Consider the following 25594-nt stretch of genomic DNA (forward strand, 5'->3'; position numbering starts at 1 on the left):
GACGGGACGGCTTGTGGCCGCCCGGGGTGGAGGACGGTGCGCCAGGTGAGCGAGCCCGGTCCCGGCGCACCGTCGGGTTCCGAGCCGTCGCGTCACTCGGTGTCGGAACGCGCCTCCTCGAGGTGCAGAACCTGTCGCACGATCGTCACGAGCACCGCGTCGTCGACCTCCGGGGTGTTCCGGGCGAGGCCGACGAGTCCGTAGACGAGGACGTAGAACGTCTCGGGGACGTGCTCGATGCCGATGTGGTGCCTGGCCGCGTAGGCCTCGACGGTCGTGGCGCCGATGCACTCGACCACGGCCCGCACGGCCCGGTCGAGGAAGCGGTTGTACAGCCCCGCGCTCTCGGTGCGCTGCATGTCGTCGCGCAGCGGGGCGACCGCCCGCAGGTGCGTGCGGAACATCGCGATGCAGTCGACGAGGGCCTTGTCGATGTTCCCGGTCTCGCGCGCCGCGTCCCACGCGCGCACGGCCTCGACGAACTCTGCGACGTAGCCCTCGAGCACGGCGTCGACGAGAGCGTCCTTGTCGGGGAAGTAGTAGTAGACGAGGCCCCGGGCGATGCCCGCGCGCTCGGCGACCTCCTTGGTCGAGGTCCGGGCGATGCCCTGCTCGGCGAACAGCTCGCGGGCGGCGTGCACGATCTCCTCGGCACGAACCTCGGGTGCTGAACGTCGCCTCCTCGGCGTCGTCGCGTCGGTCATCGGAGCCCCTTCCTGAGCTGATACCTGGACGCTAGATCCACTATTGACACAGCGTCAACAGTGTTCGACCAGGTCAGGACGTTGGTCCCGGGCTTCGGGGCCCAACGGCCCGTCGCGGCGGGCGTCCGGGGCCACGACGTGAGACGAGCGGTGGGCGAGGGCGGACGCGGGCGCCCCGGGGCCTGACGGTGTGCGACGGTGGAGGATCGACGTCGGCACGATCAGCGAGGAATCCATGAGCGGTGAACCCCAGGTCGGGGCAGAGCTGAGGGCCCTGCGGGAGCACTTCACGCGGCTGATGATGACGTACCGGTTCGGCATGGACGAGGTGATGACGAAGATCACCATCCTGCGCGACGAGTTCGCCTACGCCCACGAGTACAACCCGATCGAGCACGTGTCCTCGCGCCTCAAGTCGCCCGAGTCGTTGCTCGCCAAGGCGCGTCGCAAGGGCGTGGACCTGACGATCGAGGCGCTGCGTGCGGAGATCTTCGACATCGCGGGCGTGCGCGTCACGTGCAGCTTCGTGTCCGACATCTACACGGTGCGCGACATGATCGCGGCCCAGCGCGACGTCGTCGTCCTCGAGGAGCGCGACTACATCGCGCACCCCAAGGGCAACGGGTACAAGAGCCTGCACCTGATCGTCGAGGTGCCCGTGTTCCTGTCCGACCGGGTGCAGCCCGTGGTCGTCGAGATCCAGATCCGGACCATCGCCATGGACTTCTGGGCCAGCCTCGAGCACAAGATCTACTACAAGTACGACAAGGCCGTGCCGCAGCGCCTCCTCGACGAGCTCAAGGAGGCCTCGCTCGCTGCCTCGGAGCTCGACGCCAAGATGGAGCGCCTGCACGAGGAGGTGCTCCAGCACTCGCGCGACACCGCGGACCTCCGCCCCGGGGCGGAGAAGATGGCAGGTCCGTTCACGCCGTCGTGGGAGCTGCTCGACTCGTACCTGCGGGGCAGGCCGGGCGCGGGCGAACCCGAGCCGGCAGGCTAGATCAGCGTCTCGACGGCGATCCGCACGGTGTCCCCGACGTCGACCCCTTCACGGCGACGTACCGCGGCCTTGACGGGCAGGACGAACGTCCTGCGCTCGGCGTCGGGGAAGACCGACGTGGACCAGCGGGACGCGCCGAGGGTGACCTCGACCTTGACCGAGCCGAACCCGGCCGGGGGGAGCGGGGAGTCCGCGATCTCGTCGCTGACCTCGGTGGGCAGCGCGGCGAAGACCCACGTGTCGCTGCGCGCCGTCCAGCGCCACAGCTCCGCCTCGAACTCGTACCTGGTGCCGGCCATGCACCCATGATGCCGGGCGCCGCCCACAGGCGTCGGTCCGCTCCGCCCCGGGGGCGCGTCACGCAGAGGGCGCGTCACGCAGAGGGCGCGTCACGCAGAGGGCGTGCCACGCCAGGGGCGCGTCACGCCGCCCCCGGCGCCGCGGGCTGGACAGCCTCGCGGTCGGCCGGGCGGGCACGCCATGATGCTGCCCGTGACCGAACCCGTGCCCTGGGTCGTGGCGGTGGCCTCCAGCCCGACCCACGACTTCAGCAAGGACCGAGCGCCCAGCGTGCAGATCGTCGAAGGGCTGGGCGTCGTCGGCGACGCGCACGCCGGCGAGACCGTGAAGCACCGCAGCCGGGTGCGGGCCGACCCGTCGCAGCCCAACCTGCGCCAGGTCCACCTCATGCACTCCGAGCTGTTCGACGAGCTCGCCGAGGCGGGCTTCGACGTCGGGCCGGCCGACCTGGGCGAGAACGTGACGACGCGCGGCGTCGACCTGCTGGGGCTGCCGCGCGGCACCCGCCTGCACCTCGGTGCCGACGTCGTCCTCGAGGTGACCGGTCTGCGCAACCCGTGCCAGCAGATCAACGACTTCCGGCCGGGCCTGCTCAAGCGGCTCGTCCTGCCCGACGGCGCGGGCGACGTGATCCGCAAGGCCGGGATCATGACCGTGGTCGCCCGCGGGGGGACGGTCGCGGTCGGGGACGACATCGAGGTCGAGCTCCCCGCGGGCCCGCACCACCGGCTCCAGATGGTCTGACGACTCGCCGGGCCCCGCGCCCGGGCGCACCATGGAACGATGAGGGCCATCTGGAAGGGTGCCATCACGTTCGGTCTGGTCAACGTGCCGATCAAGGTGTACTCGGCGACCGAGGACCACGACGTGCCGCTGCACCAGGTGCACGACAAGGACGGCGGGCGGATCCGCTACCAGCGACGGTGCGAGGTCTGCGGCGAGGTCGTGGCGTACGAGCACATCGACAAGGCGTACGACGACGGCGAGCGCACCGTGGTGCTCACCGCCGAGGACCTGGGGTCGCTGCCCGCCGAGCGCAGCCGCGAGGTCGAGGTCGTCGAGTTCGTGCCGACCGACCAGATCGACCCCATGCTCCTGGACCGCAGCTACTACCTCGAGCCGGACTCGTCGTCGAACAAGGCGTACGTCCTGCTGCGCCGCACGCTCGAGGAGACCGACCGCACCGCGATCGTGAAGTTCGCGCTGCGTCAGCGCACGCGGCTCGCGGCGCTGCGCGTGCGCGACGACGTCCTGGTCCTGCAGACGCTGCTGTGGGCCGACGAGGTGCGCGAGGCCGCGTTCCCGACGCTCGACGAGCCTGCGAAGGTCAGCACCAAGGAGCTCGCGATGTCGTCCCAGCTCGTCGAGTCCTTCGCCGCCGACTTCACGCCCGAGGACTACCAGGACGACTACCAGGCCCAGCTCCGCCAGCTCATCGAGGCCAAGATCGAGAAGGGCGAGGCCCTGGACACCGCGGAGACGTTCGGCGAGCAGGAGGAGAAGACCGACGAGGGCGCCGAGGTCATCGACCTCATGGAGGCGCTGCGCCGCAGCGTCGAGAGCTCGCGCGGCAAGAAGTCGGGTGACGCGAAGGGCGAGAAGCCCGCGAAGGAGGCGGCGTCGTCGGGCACCACGAAGAAGAAGGGCGAGCGCCCGACGGCGTCGCGCGCCTCGGGCGGCAAGGCCGCCTCGACCCAGGCAGCGGCCTCGACCAAGGAACCCGCGAAGAAGACGACGCGCAAGAAGGCCTCGGCATGAGCGTTCGCGGCGTGCCAGGCTGACGCCATGACCCACGACCAGCCCGAGAACCCCGACCTCGCCCGCATCGGACGCCTGATCGCGGAGGCCGAGCAGCACGAACGCGACCTCGTGCTCACGCGCTTCACGCACGACGACGCGTGGCGGCTCGGCTGCCTGCTCGTCGAGCTCGCGGCCGAACGCTCGCTGCCGATCACGATCGACGTGCGCCGCGGACCGCAGCAGGTCTTCCACGCCGCGACCGAGGGCACCACGCCCGACAACGACACGTGGGTCCAGCGCAAGGTGCGCGTGGTCGAGCGGTTCGGGGCGTCGTCCTACCTCATGGGCCTGCGTGCCAAGGCCAAGGGGACGACGTTCACGGCGCAGCACGAGCTCGCGCTCCAGGAGTACGCGGCCCACGGCGGGGCGTTCCCGCTGCGGGTCGAGGGCGTCGGGGTCATCGGCGTCGTGACGGTGTCCGGCCTGGCGCAGCGCGACGACCACCTGCTGGTCGTCGAGGCGCTGGAGACGTTCCTGGAGACCGTCGCCTGACGGTGCACCCGCCCCGACCGGGCGTCGCCGGCCGAGGTGCGCGGACCGATGAGTTCGGCCGCTCCAACAGGTCGGACCAGGAGAGCGTGACGCACCGCGCGCCGCGCGGGAGGAGGAGAACGATGCGACCGATCGTCCCGAGCCTGTGGTTCAACGGAGGACTCGAGGAGGCCGTGGCCTTCTACACGTCGGTGTTCCCCGACAGCACCGTCGGCGACTCGCTGAAGATGCCCGACGGCACCCTCGTCACCATCGACTTCACGTTGCAGGGGCAACCCTTCAACCTCATCAACGGCGGCCCCGACCACCAGTTCCCGTTCAGCGAGGCCGTCTCGTTCATCGTGCGCTGCGAGGACGAGGCCGAGGTCGACCACTACTGGGACGCCCTGCTCTCGGGCGGCGGCACCGAGTCGCAGTGCGGCTGGCTCAAGGACCGGTACGGACTCTCGTGGCAGGTCGTGCCCGTCGAGTTCGAGGAGCTCGCGCAGTCCGACGACCAGGAGGCCGTGGCGCGGATGATGGGCGCCATGATGCAGATGATCAAGCTCGAGATGCCCGCGCTGCGGGCCGCGTTCGAGGGGAAGCAGCCCGCGGACGCCTGACGCCGCGGGGGGGGGGGGGGGGGGGCGAAGAGGCTCGGCCCCCGTCCCCACCGGCATGGGGACGAGGGCCGAGGTCTGTGGTGCGTCAGCCGCGGATCAGCACGACGTCGCGTCGTAGGGCGCGGCGAGGATCGCCGTCGCGCCACCGGCGGTCACGTCGAACGAGACCTGCCCGGCGGCCACGGAGGCGGAGCGGGTCGCGAAGCGCTGCGACGCGCTGCGCCCGGGGGCGAGCCCCGAGAACGCCTTGGTGCCCGCGGTCGAGCGGATCGTGACGTCCACCGCCTCGTCCCCGGCGTTGACCGCGCGGCCCGTGACGTGGACCTTCCCGGCGACGCACTGGGTGCTCGCGGTCACCTCGACGGGGACGACGGGCTGCGCGGGCACGTCGTAGGGCGCCACGTCGACCCGCCCGGTCACGGCGAGCGCGCCGTTGGACGCGGCCACCGTGAGGGTCCGGCCCGCGAGCGAGCCCGCCGCGACGTCGGCCGCCGTGAGGGCGCGCCGCACGGTGCCGCACGACGCCTCGGCGCCCGCCGCGAGCTCGGGCAGCGTGCACAGGCCCGTGGCCCCGACGCCCGTGAGTCGCACGTTGCCGGTGTTGCGCACCGTGACGGTGTTGACCACGACGTCGCCCGCGTTCACCGAGCCGTTCGCGTCGGTGTCCTCGACCGTGGGCTCGCCGGTCGTGACGGCGAGCGAGGGGCGGCGGTCGACCAGGTCGACGGGCTCGCCCCGGAGGGCGACCGACGACGCCTGGTCCGCGTTCATGAACCAGCGGGTCTCGGGGACGAAGAAGCCGTCCGCGAGGTCGCCCGCCGTCACGACGCGGTACGCGAGCGCGCACAGGTAGGTGCCGCCCGCGGGCAGGCTGCTCCAGTTGCAGCCCGGGGACAGGTTCGTCAGGTTGCCCGTCGCGGTCGAGCGGTAGGCCGTGGTGCCGGTGTTGTAGACGCGGAACGAGTAGGGCACGCGCTCGCCCACGGCGTACGGCTGGGCCGCGACGTCACGGTCGGTCGTGTACTTCCCGAACACCGCGAGGGAGGTCACGGGGCCAGCGGGGCCGCCGGTCACGGTCACGTAGCCGTACGCGCGCGCCTGCGTGCCGTCGGCTGCGGTCAGGACGCTCTGGACGCGGACGGGGTTGGCGGCCGTGGTCGCCGCGGCGGTCGGGGACGCCGTGAGCGCGACCTGGACCGTGGCGGTCTGGCCGACCGCGAGCGCCGGCACGTCGACCGTCGTCGCGCTCCAGCCCACGGGGGCGTCGATCGACAGGCGTGACGCGGCGAGCGGCGCCTGGTTCTGGTTGGTGACCGTGACAGGGACCTGCACGGTGCCGCCGGTCGCGACGGTCGTGTCGGGCACGACCGTCGAGGCGCACGTCGCGTTGAGCCACTCCTGGTCGAAGCTCGCGAACGAGATCGCGTTCATGCCCTGCGTCTCGTAGAGGAGCCCGAAGCGCCCGTCGCCGATCGGCGAGAGCGTCGAGTACGCGCCCGAGCCGGGGTTGACGACCCGGAAGCCGGGCCACGTCGCGCCGTCGTCGCACGAGAGGCGCACGGTCACGTTCTCGCGGCCCGTGGTGCTGTTGGAGTTGCTGAACAGCAGCATCTTGGCCTCGGCCGAGCCCTCGGGGGCGTCGGGGTACAGGCGCGAGATCGAGCCGTTGTTGGTCGGGTCGGGGAGCTGACGGTCGAGCGTCACCGGCCCGTAGGTGTGCCCGCCGTCGGTCGAGTACGCGATCTTGCGGTACTTGCTGCCCGCCGAGTCGCGCGAGTTCATCAGGACGCGACCGTCGGAGAGCTCGACCGACTTGTTCTCGTCCATGCCCGTGCCGAAGGCCTCGCCGTGCTGCCAGGTGGCGCCGTGGTCGTCGGAGTAGACGCTGTAGGCCTTGTAGGTCCCGCCCGTGCGGGCCGTGAACTGCTGGACGAGGCGTCCGGCGTGCTCGCCGTAGCGCAGCTGGATGCCCTCGCCCGAGGCCGCGAAGATGCCGGCCCACGACGGGTCCTTGGCACCCTCGGTGATGACGCGGCCCTCCCAGGTCTCGCCCCCGTCCTCGGAGACGCTGACCGCTGCGTGCAGGATCTGCCGGTTGGTCGGGTCGACACCCGTGGCCGACCCGCCGAAGCCCTGGTCGAAGGACTTCACGTGGAAGTTGAAGATCGTGCCCGTCTCGCGGTCCACGACGTAGGACGGGTCGGAGAACCCGTACTTGTCGGGGGAAGAGGTGGTTCCGTGCCCCGCGGCCACGACGGTCGTGGGCTCCCACGTCGCGCCGCCGTCACGGCTCACGCGCTGCAGGATCGAGTTGGGCTGCGGGGCGTCCGCGGCGTTGAACGGCCGCCCGTCGTAGGACGCGAGGATCGTCCCGTCGTTCGTCGTGGTCAGCGCGGGGATGCGGTAGTTCGCGTAGCCGCCCGTGCCGCCGACCGCGAGGGTCTGCTCGGAGAACGTCCCGGGCCCGTCGGTCGCGGCGGGCGGGAACGGGTCGAACGCCTGGGCGCTCGCGGCCGGGGCCACGAGGAGCAGGGACAGCCCGGCGGCGAGCGCCGCGCGCGACCGGCGGCGCGTGCACGCGGGCGGCGCCGGCAGCGCTGCGCTGGGCGGGGTGGATGGGTGCAGTGGCATCAGATACTCCTGGCTTCGTCGGGTCAGAGTTCTTGGTGCACGGTGCGGTCCTGCGGGTGCCGTGCCCGCCGCGGGGTGCGGGGCGGGCGCGGCGCGGACCTCCGCCTCGGCACCGAGTCGGGTGCGGGGGTCCGGTCTGTGGTGCTCCTGGTGCGAGGTGCCCGACGGCGGAGCGGACGTCGGGGGTGCAGGTGCGGGACCGTCGTGGTCCGGCGGTGCGGGGACCGGGTCGTCCGCGGCGGTGCGGGCGGGTCCGGGGTGTGGCCGGGTCGGGCGGGAGTGGGCTGGGTCGGTCGGGGGCGGCAGGTTCAGCCAGGGGCGGGCCGTTCCGGCCAGGGGCTGAGAGGAGGGGCGGTGGGCGTCAGGCGGTGAGTGCGTCGACGAACCAGCCGGTGATGCTCGTGGGATGGGTGATCGCGGTCCCGACGACCACGGCCCACGCACCGGCGTCGAGCGCGGCGCGCGCCTGGGCGGGGGAGTGGACGCGGCCCTCGGCGATCACGGGCACGTCGAGGCGGTCGACGAGCTGGGCGAGCAGCTCGAGGTCCGGCCCGTCGGTGCGGGGCCGTTCGCCCGTGTACCCGGACAGCGTGGTCCCGACGACGTCGACCCCGGCGTCGCGGGCCGCGAGCGCGTCGTCGAGGCTCCCGCAGTCCGCCATGACCAGCGCGGACGTCTGCTCGCGCAGGCCCGCGACGGTCTGCGCGAGGCTCAGGCCGTCGGGGCGCGGACGCCGGGTCCCGTCGATCGCGACGATCGTCGCCCCGGCGTGGGCGACCGCGACCGCGTGGCGCAGGGTCGGGGTGATGAAGACGCCGTCGGTCCCGTCCTTCCAGAGCCCCGTGACGGGCACCGTGATCCCGAGCTCGGCGAACGCGTGCGTGACGTGCTCGACGTCCGCGACGCCCTGGACCCGGATGCCCGCCGCACCGCCGCGGACCGCGGCGAGCGCGACCTGGGTCATGGTCCGGGGGTCCCGCATGGCCTCGCCGGGGTAGGCCTGGCACGAGACGACGAGGCCACCGCGCAGCGCGACGAGCGGGTCGGGGGTCGCCGGTCCCGCGGGGGGTGCGGGGGCGGTCGACGGTCGGTCGGTCACGAGTTCCTCCGGGAGGCGAGGGGGACGGTTGTCACGGGGTGGTGAGAGAGGGGAGCGGTGCAGCGGCCGCAGGGCCGTGGTGGACGGGCACGCCCGGCGCGACGGCCGTCCCGCGCGCCTCGTGCGCGACGAACGCGAGCCGCGCCGCACCCAGGACGGCGGCGTCGCCCCCGAGGGTCGCGGTCACGACGGGCAGGCCGTCGAGCGCGGGCATGAGCTCGGACGCGACCGCGGCGGACAGGGTGTCCCACCACAGGCTCCCGGCTCCTGCGAGGCCGCCGCTGATCACGACGACCTCGGGGTCGAGCATGTTCGCGACACCGCCCACGGTCCGGCCCAGTGCCGTGGCCGCGAGGACCACGGCCTGGTGCGCGACCGGGTCGACGTCGGTGAGCTGGCACACGACCCGGGCCGTGGCGACCGTGGGGTCGCCGCCGAGGCGCAGGTACAGGGCGTGCAGCGCGGGCCCCGACGCGATGGCCTCGAGGTGCCCCGTGCGCGAGCACGTGCACAGCAGACCCGCCGCCTCGGCCGCGGGCAGGTGCCCCAGGTGCCCGGCCACGTGGCGGGCGCCGTGCTGGGGCGTGCCGTCGAGCAGGAGCGTGGCCCCGACCCCGGTGCCCGCCGCCACCACGAGCGCGGTCCGCGTCCCCGCGCACGCCCCCAGCCAGTGCTCGCCCAGCGCGTGGGCGTGCACGTCGTTGTCGGTGTGCACGGGCAGGCCCGCCGCGGCCCCGCCTGCGGCCAGGAGCCGCGAGGCGACCCCACCCGCGAGGTCGGCCCCGGCCCAGCCCGTCAGGGCGTCGGTCGCCGCCACGACCCGGCCGCGGCCGGAGTCGATGACCCCGGCCGAACCGATGCCCACCCCGACCAGGACCTCGGGCGAGCCGGAGACCTCGGGTGCGTCGGCGCCGTCGGGCAGGAGGAGCGCGACCAGGCGCGCGACCGCGTCGAGGATCGCGGCCGCCCCCTCCCGGGCCGGGGTGGGGACCCCGGCCCGGGCGAGGACCGTGCCGTCGTCGCGGACGAGACCCGCGGCGATCTTGGTACCGCCCAGGTCGACCCCGACGGCGGTGCGGTGGCTGGTCGGGACGCTCACAGCAGCCCGGCCTCCGCGAGGATCACCTTGATCTGGTCCACGACCTCGCCCTCCAGGGCGGGGGCCGGGGTCGTCATGACGTTGGACCCGATCACGCCGAGGAGCTGCAGCGACGTCTTGAACGCGCCCAGGCCGCTCGCGCCGCCGCTGTAGCCGCGGGGCTGGAAGACGATCTCGAACAGGGACGCGAGACGGTCCTGCTCGTCGCGGGCCCGGGCCCAGTCGCCGGCCTGCGCCGCGTCCCACAGGCGCACGTAGCCCGCCGGGTCGACGTTGCCGAGGCCCGGCACGACGCCGTCCGCACCGAGCAGGAGCATGCCGTCGACGACGACCTCGTGCCCCGTGAACAGGCGCAGCGGGCTGCCCGCGGCACGGTTCGCCGCGACCAGGCGGCGGAAGCCGACGTCGTCGCCGCTCGAGTCCTTGACGCCCGCGATGACACCCTCGGAGCCCAGGCGGACCAGCATGCCCAGGTCGAGCTTCGAGTGCACGCAGACCGGGACGTCGTACGCGAACAGCGGCAGGTCGCTCGCCGCGGCCACGCCGCGGAAGTGACGCTCGATCTCGTCGTCGTTCGTGCGGATGTACAGCGGAGCGGTCGCGACGACCGCGTCGACGCCCGCGTCGACCGCGCGGCGGACCTGGTCCTCGACGCGGCGCGTCGTCAGGTCGATCACGCCCGCCATGACGGGCACGCGGCCCGCGGTGATCTCGACCGCGGCCTCCATGACCTGGGAGCGGCGGGCGTCGTCGAGGTACGCGACCTCGCCCGACGAGCCGAGCACGAACAGGCCGTGCACGCCCGCGTCGAGCTGGCTCGTGATGAGGCGCTCGAACGACGCGCGGTCGAGCTCGCCGTCGGCCGTGAGCGGGGTGACGACGGGAGGGATGACACCGGAGAAGGTGGTCGTGGTGGGCACAGCGGACTCCAAGGATGGTGCGGTGGTGCCGGGCGGGAACGTCCGCCCGGCACCGGGTGGATGGGGGACCGTCAGAGCAGGGTCGGCGCGGCGCCGAGCAGGGTCCGGGTGTAGTCGTTCGTCGGGCGGTCGAAGACCTCCTCGGCCGTGCCCTCCTCGACGACCTTCCCGAAGTACATGACCGCGATGCGGTCCGAGACGTACCGGACGGTCTGGATGTCGTGCGAGATGAACACGAGCCCGAGGTTCAGGCGCGCCTTGAGGTCCGTCAGGAGGTTGAGGACCTGGGCCCGCACCGAGACGTCGAGCGCCGACGTGGGCTCGTCCGCGACGATCACGTCCGGGTCGAGGGCCAGGGCACGGGCGATCGCCACGCGCTGGCGCTGACCGCCCGAGACCTGGCTCGGCAGCACGTCGAGAGCCGACTGGGGCAGGCCCACGAGGTCGAGGAGCTCGCTCACGCGACGCTCCCGGTCCCGGGGTGAGCCGATCTGGTGCACGTCGAGCGGGTCGCGCAGGATGTCGCGCACCAGCATGCGGCCGTTGAGGGCCGTCGACGGGTCCTGGAACACGATCGAGATCGCGCGCCCGAACTCCTTGCGGGTGCGGGCGTTGCGCTTGAGCACGCTGCGCCCGTTGAACACGACGTCGCCGCTCGTGGGGGCCTGGAGGCCCACCATGACCTTCGCGAGCGTCGACTTGCCGCAGCCCGACTCGCCCACGATCCCGATGGTCTCGCCGCGTCGCACGGCCATGTCGACCCCCGCGACCGCGTGGACGCGGTCCGGGCGGAAGAGCTTGCCCGTGCGGGCCTTGTGCACGACGTGCACGTCCTTGAGCTCCAGGACGGGAGTTTCGTCGCTCATCGGGCACCTTCCTGGACCAGCAGACCGCTGTCGGTCGACTCGGTGTGGCTGGCGTAGCGGTGGTCGGTCCCCGGCAGCGTGCGCAACGGGGGACGGGGCACGAACGCGTCCTGCGGCCGCGAGGACCGGGGAGCGAAGCGGTCGCCCGTCGCGAAGTCGCGCGGCGAGGGGACCGTGCCGGGGATCTGGTGCAGGCGCTCCGCGCCCGACTCGATCGACAGGACCGCCCCGAGCAGCCCCCGCGTGTACTCGTGCTGCGGGTTCATGAGCAGGCTCGGCACGGGCGCCGACTCGACGACCTGGCCCGCGTACATGACGGTCACGCGGTGCGCGAGCGACGCGACGAGCGCGAGGTCGTGGCTCACGAAGACCATCGCGAACCCGAGCTCCTCGCGGAGCTCGTTGAGCAGGTCCACGACCTGCTTCTGGACCGTGACGTCGAGGGCCGTGGTCGGCTCGTCGGCGACGACCAGTCGCGGGTCGCGCGTCAGGGCCATGGCGATGAGCACGCGCTGGCGCTGCCCGCCCGAGAGCTCGTGCGGGTAGCTCTTGAGCGTGCGCTGGGCGTCGAGGCCCACGAGCTCGAGGAGCTCGACCGCGGTGCGCGTCCCGCCCCGCGTGACGAGCTGCGCCATCTGCGAGCGGATCAGCATCGACGGGTTGAGCGAGCTCAGCGCGTCCTGGTAGACCATGGCCATCTCGTGACCGCGCAGCGCGTTGCGGCGGGCCGGGGTCGCCGTGAGCAGGTCCACGCCGTCGAGCAGGATCTCGCCTGTGACCTGCGCGGACGAGGGCAGCAGGCCCATGACCGCGAGGCTCGTGAGCGACTTGCCGCAGCCCGACTCGCCGACCAGCGCCATGGTCTCGCCGGGACGCACCGAGAAGCTGATGTCGTCCACGACGGCCACCTCGCCGTGCCGCTCGGGGAAGCGGATCGAGAGGTTCTTGACCTCGAGCAGCGGAGCGGCGTCGCCCGTGTAGACCAGGCGGTCCGTGCGGGCGGCCTCGACGACGCGCAGGCGCTCGAGCTGGACCGCGAGGGCCTCGCGCTGCGCGGCGGCCGCCGCGATCGCGATCTCCGGGTCGGGGATCACCGAGGTGTCGTCGACCAGCTCGTCGAGCACGCGCGGCTCGCGCAGGTCGGCGCCGCCCGTGTACTCGAGGGGAGCGTCGGCGTCGGGCTCGGCGAGCGGGTCCGTCGCGTGCGCGGCGTCCTCGGCAGCAGCAGCGGTCGCGGCGGACGCGCTGTGTCCCGTGGCCGGCTTGCGGGCCGCGGGGCGGACCATCGCGTCCGTGAGTCCCTCGGACAGCACGTTGAGCGAGAGGACCGTCAGGAGGATCGCCATGCCGGGGAAGAACGTCGCCCACCAGCCGCCGTTGAGCAGCAGGTTGCGGCCGTAGGCGATGACGTTGCCCCACGAGGGCTCGGGGTCCTGCACGCCCGCGCCGATGAACGACAGGCTGGCCTCGAACACGATCGCGTCGGCGACCAGGACGGTCGCGAAGACCATGATCGGGGCGAGGCAGTTGCGCGCGACGTGCTTCATCAGGATGAGCGAGGTCCGGGCGCCGATGACCTTCTCGGCCGACACGTAGTCCTCGCCGAACTGGCTCAGCACGTTGGCCCGGACGATGCGGGCGATCTGCGGGGTGTAGAGGAACGCGATGGTGAAGATCAGGACGGGCAGGGACTTGCCCCACACGGCCACGAAGACCACGGCCAGGGCGATGCCCGGGAAGGCCATGATGATGTCGAGGATCCGCATCAGGGTCTCGCTCACGGCCTTGTGGGCCGTCGCGGCGATCGAGCCGAGGATCGCGCCGGCGATCAGGGCGACACCGGTCGCACCGAGGCCGATCACGAGCGAGTAGCGGGCCCCGTAGACGATGCGGGAGAAGATGTCGCGCCCCGTGCGGTCGGTGCCGAACCAGTGCTCGCCCGAGGGCGGCTGGGCCGGCGTGCCGGACTGCAGGGGGTCGTACGCCGCGACGAGCGGGGCGAAGATCGCCAGCAGCGCGACCAGGAGCACGAAACCGAGGGCGATCTTGGAACCCAGGGGGAGCGCGGCAAGGCGCATGCCCGGGCGGGACAGTCGTTCTGTCAGCTTCCGACGCATGTCACACCGTCCGGATTCGAGGGTTGACGACGAGGTAGAGGAGGTCGACCAGGATGTTGACGACCACGAAGGTCAGGGCGACGGTCAGCGTCACTCCCTGCACCAGGGCCGTGTCGCTCGCGGTCACGCCGTTGAGGATGAGCTTGCCCATGCCCGGCAGGTCGAAGATGACCTCGATGATGACCGCGCCGCCCATGAGGTAGCCGACGCGCAGGCCGAGCACCGTGATGGGCGTGATGAGCGCGTTGCGCAGGACGTTTCGCCCGACGACCACGCCGCGGGGCAGGCCCGAGCCGATCGCGGTGCGCACGTAGTCGCGGTCGAGCTCCTCGACCATCGCGGTGCGCACCACGCGGGTCAGCGACGCGGCGACCGGGATCGCGAGCGAGAGCGCGGGCAGGAACATCGAGGCGAGGAACATCCCGAAGTCGTCCGCAGGGTTCGTGTACCCGCCCGACGGGAACCAGTCCAGGCGTAGCGAGAACTGCTGGATGAGGAGGATCGCGAGCCAGAACGACGGCGTCGCGACGCCCGCGATCGACAGGACGCGGATGGCCTGGTCGGGCCAGCGGTCGCGGTAGAGCGCGGCGGTCACGCCGAGCACGAGCGAGAGCACGACGGCGATCGCCAGGCCCATGAACGTGAGCTGGAGCGTGAGCGGGAAGGCGTTGGCGATGAGCTCGTTCACGGGCTGGGACGGCGGGACGGTCATGCCCATGTCGCCGCGCACGAGGCCGGCCAGGAAGTTGCCGTACTGCACGAGCATCGGGTCGTTCAGACCGTTCGCCGCGCGGTAGGCCTCCTTGGCCGCGTCCGTGGCGGACTCGCCGAGGGCGTTGGTCGCCTGGTCGCTGGGCGCGAACTGCATGACGACGAAGACGAGCAGGGTGATGCCCAGGATCATGACGGGCAGGGCGACCAGGCGTCGTCCGGTCAGTCGTAGGAGCGCGGTCACGCGGTACTCCTCGGGGTCGGGGTGGGTGGCGACGGCGCAGGGAGGGGCGCCGCCGCCACCCGGAACACGGGGACGTCAGGCGGTGCGGGAGACGTCCAGGAAGGACAGGCCCGTCACGGGGATGGGCTTGAACCCGGTCAGCGCCGAGTCCTCCCAGGCCGTGGGGAGCTTGCGGTGCAGCAGCGGGTACAGCGGGACCTCGTCGGAGAGGATGTCGAAGACCTGGCCCCAGGTCTTCTTCTGCTTGGCCGCGTCCTGCTCGGCGGCACCCTGGTCCAGCAGGCGCGTGACCTCGGCGAACTCGGGCGTGCTGGCCCAGCGGTAGCGCTTGACCGGCCACACCGAGCCCGAGTACCACCAGCGGAGCAGCAGGTCGGGGTCGTTGCCGAAGACCGAGGGGTCACCGGGGGCGACCATGACCTCGAGCCCGCCGTCGTCGACCTTCTTGTACTGACCGCCGGACTGGCCGATGTCGAGAGTCGTGGAGATCCCGACCGCGTCGAGGTCCTCCTTGATGAGCGGGGCGACGTCCTTGACCCAGCTCGTGTCGGTCGTCAGGAGGGTGATCGTCAGGCCGCTCACGCCCGCGTCGGCCAGGAGCTTCTTGGCCTTGGCGGGGTCGTGCGAGTAGACCGTCGAGGCCTTGACGTACGACGGGTGCTCCTTGTGCAGGAAGCTGGTCGCCGCGGTCGCGTTGCCGAGCAGGCCCGTGCTGATGATCTTGTCCATGTCGAGCGCGTGGAAGAACGCCTGACGCACGCGCTTGTCGGTGAACGGCGCCTTGGTGCAGTCGAACATCATGAACAGCAGACCGAACGACTGGACGGACTCGACCGTGACGGCGTTCGCGAGGCGGTCGACGTCGAGGTAGGGCACGTCCTCGATCGACTGGACGCGGCCCGACTCGACCGCGGTCACGCGAGCGGCCGCGTCGGAGAGCAGGTTCCACGTCATGGCCTTGGCGAGCGCCGGACGGGCGCCGTTGTAGGCGTCGAAGCGCTCGAACGTGATCTTGTCGTCGACCGTCGCGCTCGTGAGCTTGTACGGACCCGAGCCCACGGGCAGCGAGTCGAAGGCCTTGGGGTCGGCCTCGACGATGGCCTTCGGGACGATCTTGACGACCGAGACGCGGTCGACGAACAGCCCGAACGGGTAGTTGAGCGTGAAGGTGACCGTCTTGTCGTCCTTGGCGGCGACCGACGCGAGGAACGGCAGGAACTGCGAGTACAGCGAGGCGTTCGCGGGGTCGAGGACGCGGTTGAAGCTGAACACCACGTCGTCGGTCGTGACGGGGGAGCCGTCGTGGAACGTCGCGCCGTCGCGCAGCGTGACCTCCCACGTGGTCTCGTCGATCTTCTTGGGCAGCTCCTTGCCGAGGGCGGCGTAAGGGGTGCGGGCTGCCGGGTCGAGCTCGACGAGCCCTTCGAGGACGTGCCAGTTGGCGGCCATGGTCACGGCGCCGGACGTCGTCATGGGGTCGAAGCCGGTCGACAGGGCGTAGGAGATGCCCGCCTCGATCGTGCCGTCGAGGTTGGGCTTGGTCCCGCTGCCGGCGGGGGTGGTCTGCGGGTCGGCCGAGGTGGACGCGGGTCCGCCACAGGCGGCGATCGTGCCCGCGATCACCGCTCCTGCGCCGATCACGCCGGCGAGCTTGAGGAAGCTCCGGCGAGAGGTGTCGGTCGCGTTCGTGCTATTCGCCATCGAGGTAGCCATGAACTCTCCAGATATAGGACGTCTGATGTCTGACGCTGGTAGGGTTGAACCGTAGAGGCAATTTCTGAGGAGGTCAAGGCGCATGACAGCTACCGAGCCCGTGTCACATCTGGGCTTCGGAGGTCAGGGGGTGCGTCCCCCGACGACTACCGAACAGATCAAGGACTACATCCTGCGGGCCCACCTGCGACCCGGTGATCTGCTGCCGACCGAGGCCGAGCTGTGCTCGCTCCTCGGGGTCAGCCGGTCCAACGTCCGCGAGGCGATCAGGACCCTCGCGGCCCTCGACATCGTCGAGGTGCGGCACGGCTACGGCACGTACGTGGGGCAGCTCTCGCTCAAGCCCCTGGTCGAGGGGCTCGTGTTCCGTGGGGTCCTGATCCCGGGCGACGACTTCTCGGCGCTGCGCGAGGTGGTCGAGGTGCGCCAGGCGCTCGACCTGTCGATGGCCGAGCAGATCGTCACGGAGATGGCCGGCACGTCGAACCCCGACCTCGAGAGCCTCGTCGCCGCGATGGAGCGCAAGGCGCAGAAGGGCGAGGACTTCTTCGAGGAGGACCGCGAGTTCCACTCGCACCTGCTCGCGCACCTCGACAACTTCCTCGTCGCGCAGCTCGGCACCGCGTTCTGGGACGTGCACCAGGTGGTCTCGCCCAAGCTGGGGCTCCCGGCCCCCGAGCAGATCGACCTCACCGCGAAGGCGCACGGGGCGATGCTGCGGGCCGCCGAGGCCGGGGACGCCGACGCGTACCGCGCCGCGGTCCTCGCGCACTACGCGCCGCTCCAGGACGCCCTGCGTCAGGTGGCGGCCACGGTCGAGGCCGAGCGCGCCGCCGCCGCAGCAGCGAGCACTGCATGAGCCGCCCGCTGCTGGCCCCCGGTGCGCGGGTGGTCCTGATCGGTGACTCCATCACCGACGCCGGGCGGCTCACGGAGGGCGAGTTCGGGCTCGGGCACGGCTACGCGGCCCGGGTCGCGGGCGTGTGCGGGCGGCACGGGATCGAGGTGCTCAACCGTGGCGTGGGTGGCCACCGGGTCGTGGACCTGCAGGCCCGGTGGGACGAGGACGTCCTCGCGCTCGCGCCGGATCTCGTGTCGATCAAGATCGGGATCAACGACACGTGGCGCCGGTACGACCGGGGCGAGGCGACGAGCGCCGGTGCCTTCGAGGCCGGCTATCGCGACCTGCTCGACCGGACCCGCGTCGGAGCACCCGGCGCGGCGATCGTCCTGGTCGAGCCCTTCCTGGTGCCGGTCCGGCCGGAGCAGTGGGGCTGGCGAGAGGACCTGGATCCCAAGATCCAGGTCGTGCGGCGGCTCGCGGCCGAGTACGGGCTGGCGCTCGTGGCGACCGACGGGCCGTTCGCGCAGGCCGTCGCCACGAGCGGGCTCGGTCCGCAAGCCTGGGCGTACGACGGTGTGCACCCCACACCGGCGGGGCACGACCTGCTCGCCGAGGCGTGGACGGGCGTGGTCCGGCTGGGCTGAGCCTGCCGGCTGGGCCCGCCGACTGGGCTGAGCCTGCCGGCTGGGCCCGCCGGCCGGGCTGAGCCTGCGGGTCGTCGACCCCCGACGGCACGGCGACCGGCGCGCGACCCTGCGCCCGAGGATGTGCATCGCGCAACACGTGCGGGGTTCGCTCTGGCGGTTGCGGGGTCGAGGGGGGACACTGGTCCTTGAGTGTCCCTTGGGCACTCCCTGACCGTCGTCGTCTCGGACGCCCCCACGCTACGGACCGTGGGGCCGGGGCGAGGTACGGGATTTCCCCGCACTGCGTGCAGGGTGGGGAGACCGCATGAGGTGTGCGGGAGGACGGGGCGCCGGTTGCCACTGGGGGCGGCCGGCGCCTCCCGCACGTCCGGGCCCGCTCGGTTCTTCCTGCGCCGTCCGGCCCTGCTCGGTGCCGCCCTGTCCGGTGCCCGACGGCGTCGCACCGGTTCGCGGACCCGTCGGCCGTCCGGTGCTCGAGGGTGGCGGACCGTCGACCGCCGGGTCAGCTCCTGGAGCGCAGCGCGACCATCTCGTCGATCAGCGCGAGGAGGTCGTCGATCGAACCGGCCCGGTCCTGGTTCGCCGCCGAGGGGGCTGCGCCGCTCGCGAAGTGCTCGCTGGCCTGTGCGTAGAGGCCGTCGCCGATGAGCATGATCGCCCGGGTGAGGACGGGGTCGCCGACGACCTCGAGCACGGCGCCGGTCCAGGCGTCGTGGGCGTCGTCGAGCGCGGCGCGGGCCTGCGGGTAGCTGCCTTGCGCGAGCCGTGAGACGGCGACGTAGACGAGCTCGAAGCCGCTGTCGGAGTCGGCGGACGTCCTGATGAAGTAGTCGACCGGCCCGGCGGGCCACGAGCGCATGGTCTCGACGTCTGCGGCGGTCAGGTCGCGCAGGAGCCTCATGAGACCTTCGGCGAGCGCGACCTTGGAGCCGAAGTGGTAGAGCAGGCCGCCCTTGGAGACGCCGGCCTCGGCGGCGACCGCGTCGAGCGTGGCTGCCCGCTCTCCCTGGGTGACGAGAAGGGTGGCGAATGCCTCGAGGACCTTGGCGCGAGCGGCAGGGGGCGGCGGCATCTTGAAAGTGTACCGTCCGGTCGGTTACTGTACCGTCTGGACGGTTGGCAGTCCGGCGCCACAGCGCCGCCCCAGCCGTCCTCGTACGTGAAAGGACTGCTCCCGTGACTCTCGTCCAGGACAACCGGACGCCCCGGGACCCGAACGGCCCCCAGGGCGCCTCGACCGACCCCGCGACCTCCGGTACGCCGCTGACCCGCAGCCGCCGGTGGGTCGCGCTCGCCGTGCTCATGCTCCCCGTGCTGCTCGTCTCGATCGACAACACGGTGCTCACCTTCGCGCTGCCGCAGATCTCCGAGGCCCTGCGCCCCACGGGGACCCAGCTGCTGTGGATGATCGACATCTACCCGCTCGTGCTCGCCGGGCTGCTCGTCTCGATGGGCTCGTTCGCCGACCGCATCGGGCGGCGCAGGCTGCTGCTCGTCGGAGCCGTCGGCTTCGCCGCGGTCTCGGTCGTCGCGGCCTACGCGCCGAGCGCCGAGGCGCTGGTCGCGTCGCGGGCAGGGCTCGGGTTCTTCGGCGCCATGATCATGCCGCCGACGCTCTCGCTGCTGCGCAACATCTTCACCGACCGTGAGGAGCGCCGGCTCGCGATCGCCATCTGGGCCGCAGGCTTCGCTGCCGGCAACGCGATCGGCCCGATCGCGGGCGGTTTCCTGCTCGAGCACTCGTGGTGGGGCTCGGTCTTCCTGCTCGCGGTCCCCGTGCTGCTGCTCCTCCTGGTCCTCGCGCCGATCTTCGTGCCCGAGTCCAAGGACGCGAACCCCGGCCGGGTCGACGTCGTCTCGATCGTGCTCTCGATGGCGACCATGGCGCCGATCGTGCTCGGCATCAAGACCCTCGCCAAGTCCGGACCCAACGCGCTCGCCGTGGGTGCGATCGTCCTCGGGATCGTCGCCGGGTGGGTGTTCGTGCGTCGTCAGCTCGGGCGACCCGACCCCATGATCGACGTCCGCCTGTTCCGCCGGGGCGAGTTCTCCGGTGCGGTCGTGATCAACCTGCTGTCGGTGTTCTCGCTCGTGGGCTTCCTGTTCTTCGTGTCGCAGGACGTCCAGCTCGTCCTCGGCCTGAGCCCCATGAAGGCCGGCTACGCGCTGCTGCCGGGACTGGCCGCGATGATCGTCGCGGGCCTGCTCGTCGTGCGGGTGGTGCGCAGGGTTCGCCCGTCGTTCGTGGTCGGTGTCGCACTCCTGTTCGCCGCCGCGGGCTACGCGATCGTGGCTCTGAGCGCGGGTTCGAGCACGCTCACGGTGCTCGTCGTCGCGTTCGTGGTCCTCGCGATCGGGATCGGCGCGGCCGAGACCGTGTCGAACGACCTGATCGTCTCGGCCGTCCCCGCGGACAAGGCAGGGGCTGCCTCGGCGATCTCGGAGACCGCGTACGAGGTCGGCGCCGTGCTGGGCACGGCCGTCCTCGGGAGCATCCTCACGGCGTCCTACCACCGCAACGTCGTCGTGCCCGACGGGGTGCCCGCCGCGGACGCGACCGCTGCCGCCGAGACCCTCGGCGGCGCGACGCAGGTCGCCGAGACCCTGCCCACGGATCAGGCCCAGGCACTGCTGGCCTCGGCTCACGAGGCCTTCGGCAGCGGCGTGGGGACCACGTCGTGGATCGGCTTCGGGCTCATGCTCGTGGCGGCCACGATCGCGCTCGTGGCGCTGCGCTCCGCGCGGGCCTGATCCTCCGCGCCGGACATTCACCCGGGTGCCTGTGAGCGTGCCCACTGGCATCCGGGTGGGGGATCGGGAAGTGTGAGAGGTGATGAGTCGCCTTCGCACCACCCCGTCCCACGGGGCCCGACGCGTGCTGGTCGGGCCCGACGGCCTCGGTGCGCCCGTGGCCGGAGGATCCGGCGTCGACGTGCGCCGGATGCTGCTGGACGTCGGGGCGGGGCCCTCGCGAGGCGCCGAGCGGTGAGGGACCCGTGAGCGATCCTGCCGGACCCGGTGAATCGGACCTCGACGGTCCGGAAGTCGGCACGCGGCACGGCAGAATACGGGGCATGAGCAGAGGTGCCCGGTGGATCCTCGTCGCGGTCGTCGCGGCGCTGGTGATCGTGCTCGCCGGGCCGTACGTCGTCGCCCGCATCTCGGCGGGCAACCCGCCCCCTCCGCTCGGTCTCCAGACCCCGGGCGAGAGCGCCCTGCCGACCGAGTCGCCGGATCCTGGACCGTTCGACCCGGACGGTACGTGGGTCGTGAGCCCTGGCTCCCAGGCGGGGTACCGGGTCGAGGAGGTCCTCTCCGGCGAGAAGGGCACGGTCGTGGGCCGCACCGAGGCAGTGGGTGGGACGCTCGTGGTCACGGACGGCGAGCTCGCCCGGGCCGACGTCACGGTGGACACGGCCTCGATCGCGAGCGACAGCGTGGTGCGCGACGACGCGTTCCGGCGCATCCTCGAGACCGAGGTGTTTCCCAACGCGGTGTTCATCCTCACCGAACCGGTCGATCTCACGGGGATCGAGAACCGGGACGAGCCCTTGACGATCACGGCGCGGGGCACCCTCACGATCCGGGACGTGACCGAGCCGGTGAACGTGACGCTCGAGGCGAGGCGGTCGGGTGACGGGGTCCAGGTGAGCGGAGCCATCCCGGTGACGTTCGCCGACTACGGCGTGCACGTGCCGGAGCTGCCGTTCGTGACGCTCGACCCGTCGGGGACGGTCGAGATGCTCCTCCGGCTCGAGCGGGGCGCGGCGGTCCAGACCCCGGCTCCCTGACTCCGGCTCGCCGCCGGACCCTGCGGGGGTCGACGCCGGACCCCGCTCGTGGTTAAAGTTCGGTATGCCGAACTTTCAACTTCGTCGAGGGGTGACACCCTTCCTCGGAGGGCTCACCGCACTGTTCCTCGTCGCAGGCTGCACCGCCGGCAGCCCCCAGGGCGAGGCCGCGCCGGGGGAGGGCCTCGTCGCCGGGGCGAGCGACGCCGTCGGGCCCCTGCAGGTCCTGACCACCTTCACCGTCCTGGCGGACATGGCCCGCGAGGTCGGTGGGGACCACGTCGAGGTCGCGTCCCTGACCAAGGTCGGCGCCGAGATCCACGGCTACGAGCCCACACCCGCGGACCTGCGCCGCGCCGCGAGCGCTGACCTGGTCCTGGACAACGGGCTCGGGCTCGAGAAGTGGTTCGAACCGTTCGTCGCGCGGCTCGACGCTCCGCACGTCACGGTCTCCGAGGGCGTCGAGGTGATCGAGATCGGTTCCGGCGCGTACGACGGGCGCCCCAACCCGCACGCCTGGATGTCGCCCGTCAACGGCGCGATCTACGCGCGCAACATCGGCGAGGCCTTCGCCGCGGCCGACCCCGCGCACGCGGCGGACTACCGCGCGAACGCAGCCGACTACGCCGAGCGCATCGACGCCGTGGGTCGTGAGCTCGCGGCCGAGGTCGACCAGGTCCCGGCCGGCTCGCGCGCGCTCGTCACGTGCGAGGGGGCCTTCTCCTACCTGGCGCGCGACGTCGGGCTCGACGAGAAGTTCCTGTGGCCCGTCAACGCCGACCAGCAGGGCACGCCGCAGCAGGTCGCGCGCGTCATCGACTACGTCCGGGACAACGACGTGCGCGCCGTGTTCTGCGAGACGACGGTCTCGGCCGCGGCCCAGCGGCAGGTCGCCGCGGAGACGGGTGCGACCTACGCGGGCACGCTCTACGTCGACTCGCTGTCCCGGCCCGACGGCGTCGTCCCCACCTATCTCGACCTCCTCGCCCACGACGCGCGCGTCATCAGCGACGGGCTGCGGGGCGAGTCGTGACGAGCGCTCGCCGGGTGACCGTGGGGGAGACCCGTGACCCGGCCACCACCCGACCCGACACCTCGCTCGCCGCCCGACCAGATGCCCGACCCGACGACCTGGAGCCGCACATGGACCCCACGCCCGCCCTCGACGTCCGCGGGCTCACCGTCCGCTACCGCGAGGTGCTCGCGCTCGAGGACGTGGGGCTCTCGCTCGCGCCCGGCACCGTGACCGGGCTGATCGGGGCCAACGGCTCGGGCAAGTCGACGCTGTTCCGCTCGGTCATGGGCATGACGCGCGGCAACGGCGTGACCCGGGCCGGGGACGTGCGGATCTACGGCCGGGACGCTGACGCGGCGCGCAAGGACGGGCTGGTCGGCTACGTGCCGCAGTCCGAGGACGTCGACTGGGCGTTCCCGGTCGACGTGCGCGACGTCGTGACCATGGGCCGCTACGGGGGCCTCGGGCCCACGCGGCGTGCGCGCGCCGAGGATCGCCGGGCCGTGGCCGAGGCCCTGGAACGGGTGGGGCTCACGGACCTCGCGCACCGCCAGATCGGCCGGTTGTCCGGCGGCCAGCGCAAGCGGGTCTTCGTGGCGCGCGCGATCGCGCAGGGTGCGCGGCTGCTGCTGCTCGACGAGCCGTTCGCCGGGGTCGACAAGGTCTCCGAGGCGCAGATCACCGCGGTGCTGCGCGGGCTCGCGGACGTGGGGGTCGCGGTGCTCGTCTCGACGCACGACCTGTCCTCGCTGCCCGACCTCGTCGACGACGCGATCCTGCTCCAACGGCGCGTCATCATGACCGGGCCGCCCGACGTGGTGCTGCGCCCCGAGAACCTCGCCCGCACGTTCGGGATCGACCCGCTCGCGGCGACCCGGGGCGCGATGGACACGGTCGGCACGACGGACACGACCGACCCGGCCGACCCGGCCGACCCGGCCGACCCGGCCGACCCGGCCGACCCGGCCGACGGCGCCGACCCGGCCGACGGCGCCGCACCCGCCCCGTCCCCCCTGTCGGCGCCGCACGGCTCCGCGACGACCGAAGGAGCCGCCCGATGAACCCGCTCGACCTGCTCGCCGCCGCGGGGACGTGGCTCGCGGCGCCCCTCGAGTACGAGTTCGTGCAGCGAGCGCTGCTGGTCGCGGTCGTCGCGAGCATCGTGTGCGCGCTCCTGAGCTGCTGGCTCATCATGATCGGCTGGTCGCTGCTCGGCGACGCGGTCTCGCACGCGGTGCTGCCGGGCGTCGTGCTGTCCTACATCGTGGGGGTGCCGTTCGCGGTGGGTGCGCTCGTGTTCGGGATCGGGGCGGTCGCGCTGATCGGCACGGTCCGGGACACGAGCCGGCTCAAGGAGGACGCGGCGATCGGCGTGGTCTTCACGACGCTGTTCGCGATCGGGATCGTGCTCGTCTCGGTCACGCCGAGCCAGATCGACCTGGGGCACATCCTGTTCGGCAACATGCTCGGGATCACGGACACGGACCTGTGGCAGGTCGTGGTGCTGGGGGCGCTGACGACCGTGGTGCTCGTGCTCAAGCGACGGGACCTGACGTTGTTCGCGTTCGACCCGGTCCACGCGCACGCGGTGGGCATCTCGCCGCGCCGGTTGTCCGCGCTGCTGCTCGGCTCGCTCGCGCTGACCGTGGTGGTCGCGCTCCAGGCGGTCGGGGTCGTGCTCGTCGTCGCCCTGGTCATCACGCCGGGGGCGACGGCCTACCTGCTGGTCGACCGCATGTCGCGCATGCTCGTGGTCGCACCGCTCGTCGCGGTGGGGTGCGCGGTCGTCGGGATCTACGCGAGCTACTACCTCGACACGGCGAGCGCCGCGACGATCGTGGTGGCGCAGGGCGTGGTGTTCGCGGTCGCGTACGTGGTGCACCTGGCGCGGCGCCCGCGCGTGGCGCAGGCCGTGGGCCCGACGGCGGAGCGCGAGCCCGCGGAGCTGGTCGCCGGGTGAGCGGGCCGGGGTGGGTGCTGTGCGGGCGGTCGACCGGTGCCGAGGTGCGCCGGGGCGTCCGGACCTCGGTCCGCCCGGCCCCCGTGGAGAGCCGTGAAATAGAGTGAGCGCCGTGGACCATCCCCTCGACCTGACCTCAGTCGCCCAGGACTACCTCAAGGTGGTGTGGTCGGCGCAGGAGTGGTCCGACGAGCCCGTGACCACGAAGCTCCTCGCGGACCGCCTCGGTGTCGGGGCCTCGACGGTCTCGGAGACCGTGCGTCGACTGTCCTCGCAGGGCCTGCTGGTGCACGCGCGCTACGGCGCGATCGAGCTCACGGACCTGGGGCGCGCGCACGCGGTCGCCATGGTCCGGCGGCACCGCATCCTCGAGACGTACCTGGTCTCGGAGCTGGGGTACTCGTGGGACGAGGTGCACGACGAGGCCGAGGTCCTCGAGCACGCGGTCTCGGACCTCATGCTCGACCGCATCGACGCGCTGCTCGGCCACCCGACGCGCGACCCGCACGGCGACCCCATCCCGACGGCCTCGGGTCATGTCCCGCGCCCGGCGGCGATCCGGCTCTCGGAGCTCGACGCGGGGGCGTGCGCGGTCGTCGCGCGGATCTCTGACTCGGACCCGGACGTGCTGCGCTATCTCGCGGAGCTGGGGCTGGGGCTCGACGCCGAGGTCTGCGTGCACGAGCGGCGCGAGTACGCGGGCACCATGGCCATCACGTGGGGGAGCGACGAGAGCCCCGTGCACCTGGGGCTCCCGGCGGCGTCCCGCGTGTGGGTCGTGCCGCAGGCCCTCGCGGGGGACCGCGGCCCGGTCTAGACTGGCGTTCTTCCCGCTTCACGCTGCCGACGGTGCCAGCGACCGGCTCGAATCGATTCGATCCACCGCATCCTGCTCCCGAACACCCTCGAAAGGGTCCCGCCTTGACCGTCGACAGCACCGGCCTGCCCGGCTCGACCGCCCCCCACGCCGACGCGCCCGCCCCGGGAGCGCGACGCCGTCGGGCGGGCAGGGGCGGCTCGCCCCGAGGTGCGCGGACCA

The 25594-nt window shown here is 72.4% G+C and carries 24 protein-coding genes; 13 read left to right on the forward strand and 11 right to left on the reverse strand.

The window, feature by feature from the left end:
• Window positions 1-92 precede the first annotated feature (92 nt).
• Window positions 93-704, reverse strand: coding sequence for a TetR/AcrR family transcriptional regulator (locus JOD49_RS18855; protein ID WP_205308521.1), 612 nt, complete (start codon window positions 702-704; stop codon window positions 93-95).
• Window positions 705-939: 235 nt separating this feature from the next.
• Here JOD49_RS18855 and JOD49_RS18860 point away from each other — a divergent pair, with 235 nt between their 5' ends.
• A complete protein-coding gene (locus tag JOD49_RS18860) occupies window positions 940-1704 on the forward strand; it encodes a GTP pyrophosphokinase (RefSeq protein ID WP_205308522.1) in 765 nt (254 codons plus the stop codon).
• Here JOD49_RS18860 and JOD49_RS18865 read toward each other — a convergent pair.
• A complete protein-coding gene (locus JOD49_RS18865; protein WP_205308523.1) occupies window positions 1701-2003 on the reverse strand; it encodes a DUF1905 domain-containing protein in 303 nt (100 codons plus the stop codon). The two genes, JOD49_RS18860 and JOD49_RS18865, sit on opposite strands and share 4 nt — an antisense overlap.
• Window positions 2004-2187: 184 nt before the next feature.
• Here JOD49_RS18865 and JOD49_RS18870 point away from each other — a divergent pair, with 184 nt between their 5' ends.
• From JOD49_RS18870 to JOD49_RS18885, 4 genes are all read left to right on the forward strand, one after another.
• The gene (locus JOD49_RS18870) at window positions 2188-2748 is read left to right on the forward strand and encodes an MOSC domain-containing protein (protein ID WP_205309101.1); all 561 of its coding nucleotides are present in this window, start codon (window positions 2188-2190) and stop codon (window positions 2746-2748) included.
• 39 nt (window positions 2749-2787) lie between these two features.
• The gene (gene ku, locus JOD49_RS18875; protein WP_205308524.1) at window positions 2788-3762 is read left to right on the forward strand and encodes a non-homologous end joining protein Ku; all 975 of its coding nucleotides are present in this window, start codon (window positions 2788-2790) and stop codon (window positions 3760-3762) included.
• Between the two features lie 27 nt (window positions 3763-3789).
• The gene (locus tag JOD49_RS18880) at window positions 3790-4296 is read left to right on the forward strand and encodes a heme-degrading domain-containing protein (protein WP_205308525.1); all 507 of its coding nucleotides are present in this window, start codon (window positions 3790-3792) and stop codon (window positions 4294-4296) included.
• A gap of 122 nt (window positions 4297-4418) precedes the next feature.
• Window positions 4419-4898, forward strand: coding sequence for a VOC family protein (locus JOD49_RS18885; RefSeq protein WP_205308526.1), 480 nt, complete (start codon window positions 4419-4421; stop codon window positions 4896-4898).
• Window positions 4899-4994: 96 nt separating this feature from the next.
• Here the strand turns inward: JOD49_RS18885 and JOD49_RS18890 are convergent, their stop codons facing one another.
• From JOD49_RS18890 to JOD49_RS18925, 8 genes are all read right to left on the reverse strand, one after another.
• Complete coding sequence (locus JOD49_RS18890; protein ID WP_205308527.1) at window positions 4995-7529, reverse strand: sialidase family protein; 2535 nt, start codon at window positions 7527-7529, stop codon at window positions 4995-4997.
• A gap of 361 nt (window positions 7530-7890) precedes the next feature.
• The gene (locus JOD49_RS18895; protein ID WP_205308528.1) at window positions 7891-8628 is read right to left on the reverse strand and encodes an N-acetylmannosamine-6-phosphate 2-epimerase; all 738 of its coding nucleotides are present in this window, start codon (window positions 8626-8628) and stop codon (window positions 7891-7893) included.
• Window positions 8629-8659: 31 nt separating this feature from the next.
• Window positions 8660-9727 (reverse strand): ROK family protein, encoded by a 1068-nt coding sequence (locus tag JOD49_RS18900; protein WP_205308529.1) that lies wholly within the window; start codon window positions 9725-9727, stop codon window positions 8660-8662.
• On the reverse strand, window positions 9724-10647 hold the full coding sequence (locus JOD49_RS18905; RefSeq protein WP_205308530.1) for a dihydrodipicolinate synthase family protein: 924 nt from the start codon (window positions 10645-10647) through the stop codon (window positions 9724-9726). The genes JOD49_RS18900 and JOD49_RS18905 overlap by 4 nt, the downstream gene beginning before the upstream one ends.
• A 71-nt stretch (window positions 10648-10718) precedes the next feature.
• Window positions 10719-11513 carry an ATP-binding cassette domain-containing protein gene (locus tag JOD49_RS18910; protein ID WP_205308531.1) on the reverse strand — a complete coding sequence of 265 codons (795 nt, stop codon included), beginning with the start codon at window positions 11511-11513 and terminating at the stop codon, window positions 10719-10721.
• Window positions 11510-13630, reverse strand: coding sequence for a dipeptide/oligopeptide/nickel ABC transporter permease/ATP-binding protein (locus JOD49_RS18915; RefSeq protein WP_205308532.1), 2121 nt, complete (start codon window positions 13628-13630; stop codon window positions 11510-11512). Before JOD49_RS18915 ends, JOD49_RS18910 begins: the two co-directional genes overlap by 4 nt.
• A 1-nt stretch (window position 13631) precedes the next feature.
• On the reverse strand, window positions 13632-14585 hold the full coding sequence (locus JOD49_RS18920; protein WP_307822646.1) for an ABC transporter permease: 954 nt from the start codon (window positions 14583-14585) through the stop codon (window positions 13632-13634).
• 75 nt (window positions 14586-14660) lie between these two features.
• Window positions 14661-16286, reverse strand: coding sequence for an ABC transporter substrate-binding protein (locus JOD49_RS18925; RefSeq protein WP_239525260.1), 1626 nt, complete (start codon window positions 16284-16286; stop codon window positions 14661-14663).
• A 94-nt stretch (window positions 16287-16380) separates the two neighbouring features.
• On the opposite strand from JOD49_RS18925, the gene JOD49_RS18930 reads away from it, so the two are divergent.
• Both JOD49_RS18930 and JOD49_RS18935 read left to right on the forward strand, forming a co-directional pair.
• Window positions 16381-17157, forward strand: a complete 777-nt coding sequence (locus tag JOD49_RS18930; protein ID WP_205308534.1) for a FadR/GntR family transcriptional regulator — start codon at window positions 16381-16383, stop codon at window positions 17155-17157.
• Window positions 17154-17786, forward strand: a complete 633-nt coding sequence (locus tag JOD49_RS18935) for an SGNH/GDSL hydrolase family protein (RefSeq protein WP_205308535.1) — start codon at window positions 17154-17156, stop codon at window positions 17784-17786. The genes JOD49_RS18930 and JOD49_RS18935 overlap by 4 nt, the downstream gene beginning before the upstream one ends.
• Before the next feature lie 505 nt (window positions 17787-18291).
• Here the strand turns inward: JOD49_RS18935 and JOD49_RS20600 are convergent.
• Window positions 18292-18861: a TetR/AcrR family transcriptional regulator gene (locus JOD49_RS20600; protein ID WP_205308536.1), complete on the reverse strand. Its 570-nt coding sequence runs from the start codon at window positions 18859-18861 to the stop codon at window positions 18292-18294.
• 104 nt (window positions 18862-18965) lie between these two features.
• Here JOD49_RS20600 and JOD49_RS18945 point away from each other — a divergent pair, with 104 nt between their 5' ends.
• The 6 genes from JOD49_RS18945 to JOD49_RS18970 all read left to right on the forward strand — a co-directional run bounded on the left by JOD49_RS18945 (window position 18966) and on the right by JOD49_RS18970 (window position 25372).
• On the forward strand, window positions 18966-20540 hold the full coding sequence (locus JOD49_RS18945) for an MFS transporter (RefSeq protein ID WP_372441343.1): 1575 nt from the start codon (window positions 18966-18968) through the stop codon (window positions 20538-20540).
• Window positions 20541-20863: 323 nt separating this feature from the next.
• Window positions 20864-21580 (forward strand): YceI family protein, encoded by a 717-nt coding sequence (locus JOD49_RS18950; protein WP_205308537.1) that lies wholly within the window; start codon window positions 20864-20866, stop codon window positions 21578-21580.
• Window positions 21581-21644: 64 nt separating this feature from the next.
• Window positions 21645-22613: a metal ABC transporter substrate-binding protein gene (locus tag JOD49_RS18955; RefSeq protein ID WP_205308538.1), complete on the forward strand. Its 969-nt coding sequence runs from the start codon at window positions 21645-21647 to the stop codon at window positions 22611-22613.
• Window positions 22614-22723: 110 nt separating this feature from the next.
• Complete coding sequence (locus JOD49_RS18960) at window positions 22724-23656, forward strand: metal ABC transporter ATP-binding protein (RefSeq protein ID WP_205308539.1); 933 nt, start codon at window positions 22724-22726, stop codon at window positions 23654-23656.
• Window positions 23653-24555, forward strand: a complete 903-nt coding sequence (locus JOD49_RS18965; protein ID WP_205308540.1) for a metal ABC transporter permease — start codon at window positions 23653-23655, stop codon at window positions 24553-24555. Before JOD49_RS18960 ends, JOD49_RS18965 begins: the two co-directional genes overlap by 4 nt.
• A 112-nt stretch (window positions 24556-24667) precedes the next feature.
• The gene (locus JOD49_RS18970; protein WP_307822648.1) at window positions 24668-25372 is read left to right on the forward strand and encodes a metal-dependent transcriptional regulator; all 705 of its coding nucleotides are present in this window, start codon (window positions 24668-24670) and stop codon (window positions 25370-25372) included.
• The last annotated feature ends 222 nt before the right edge of the window (window positions 25373-25594 follow it).

This window comes from Oerskovia jenensis, assembly GCF_016907235.1.
Taxonomy (GTDB): domain Bacteria; phylum Actinomycetota; class Actinomycetes; order Actinomycetales; family Cellulomonadaceae; genus Oerskovia; species Oerskovia jenensis.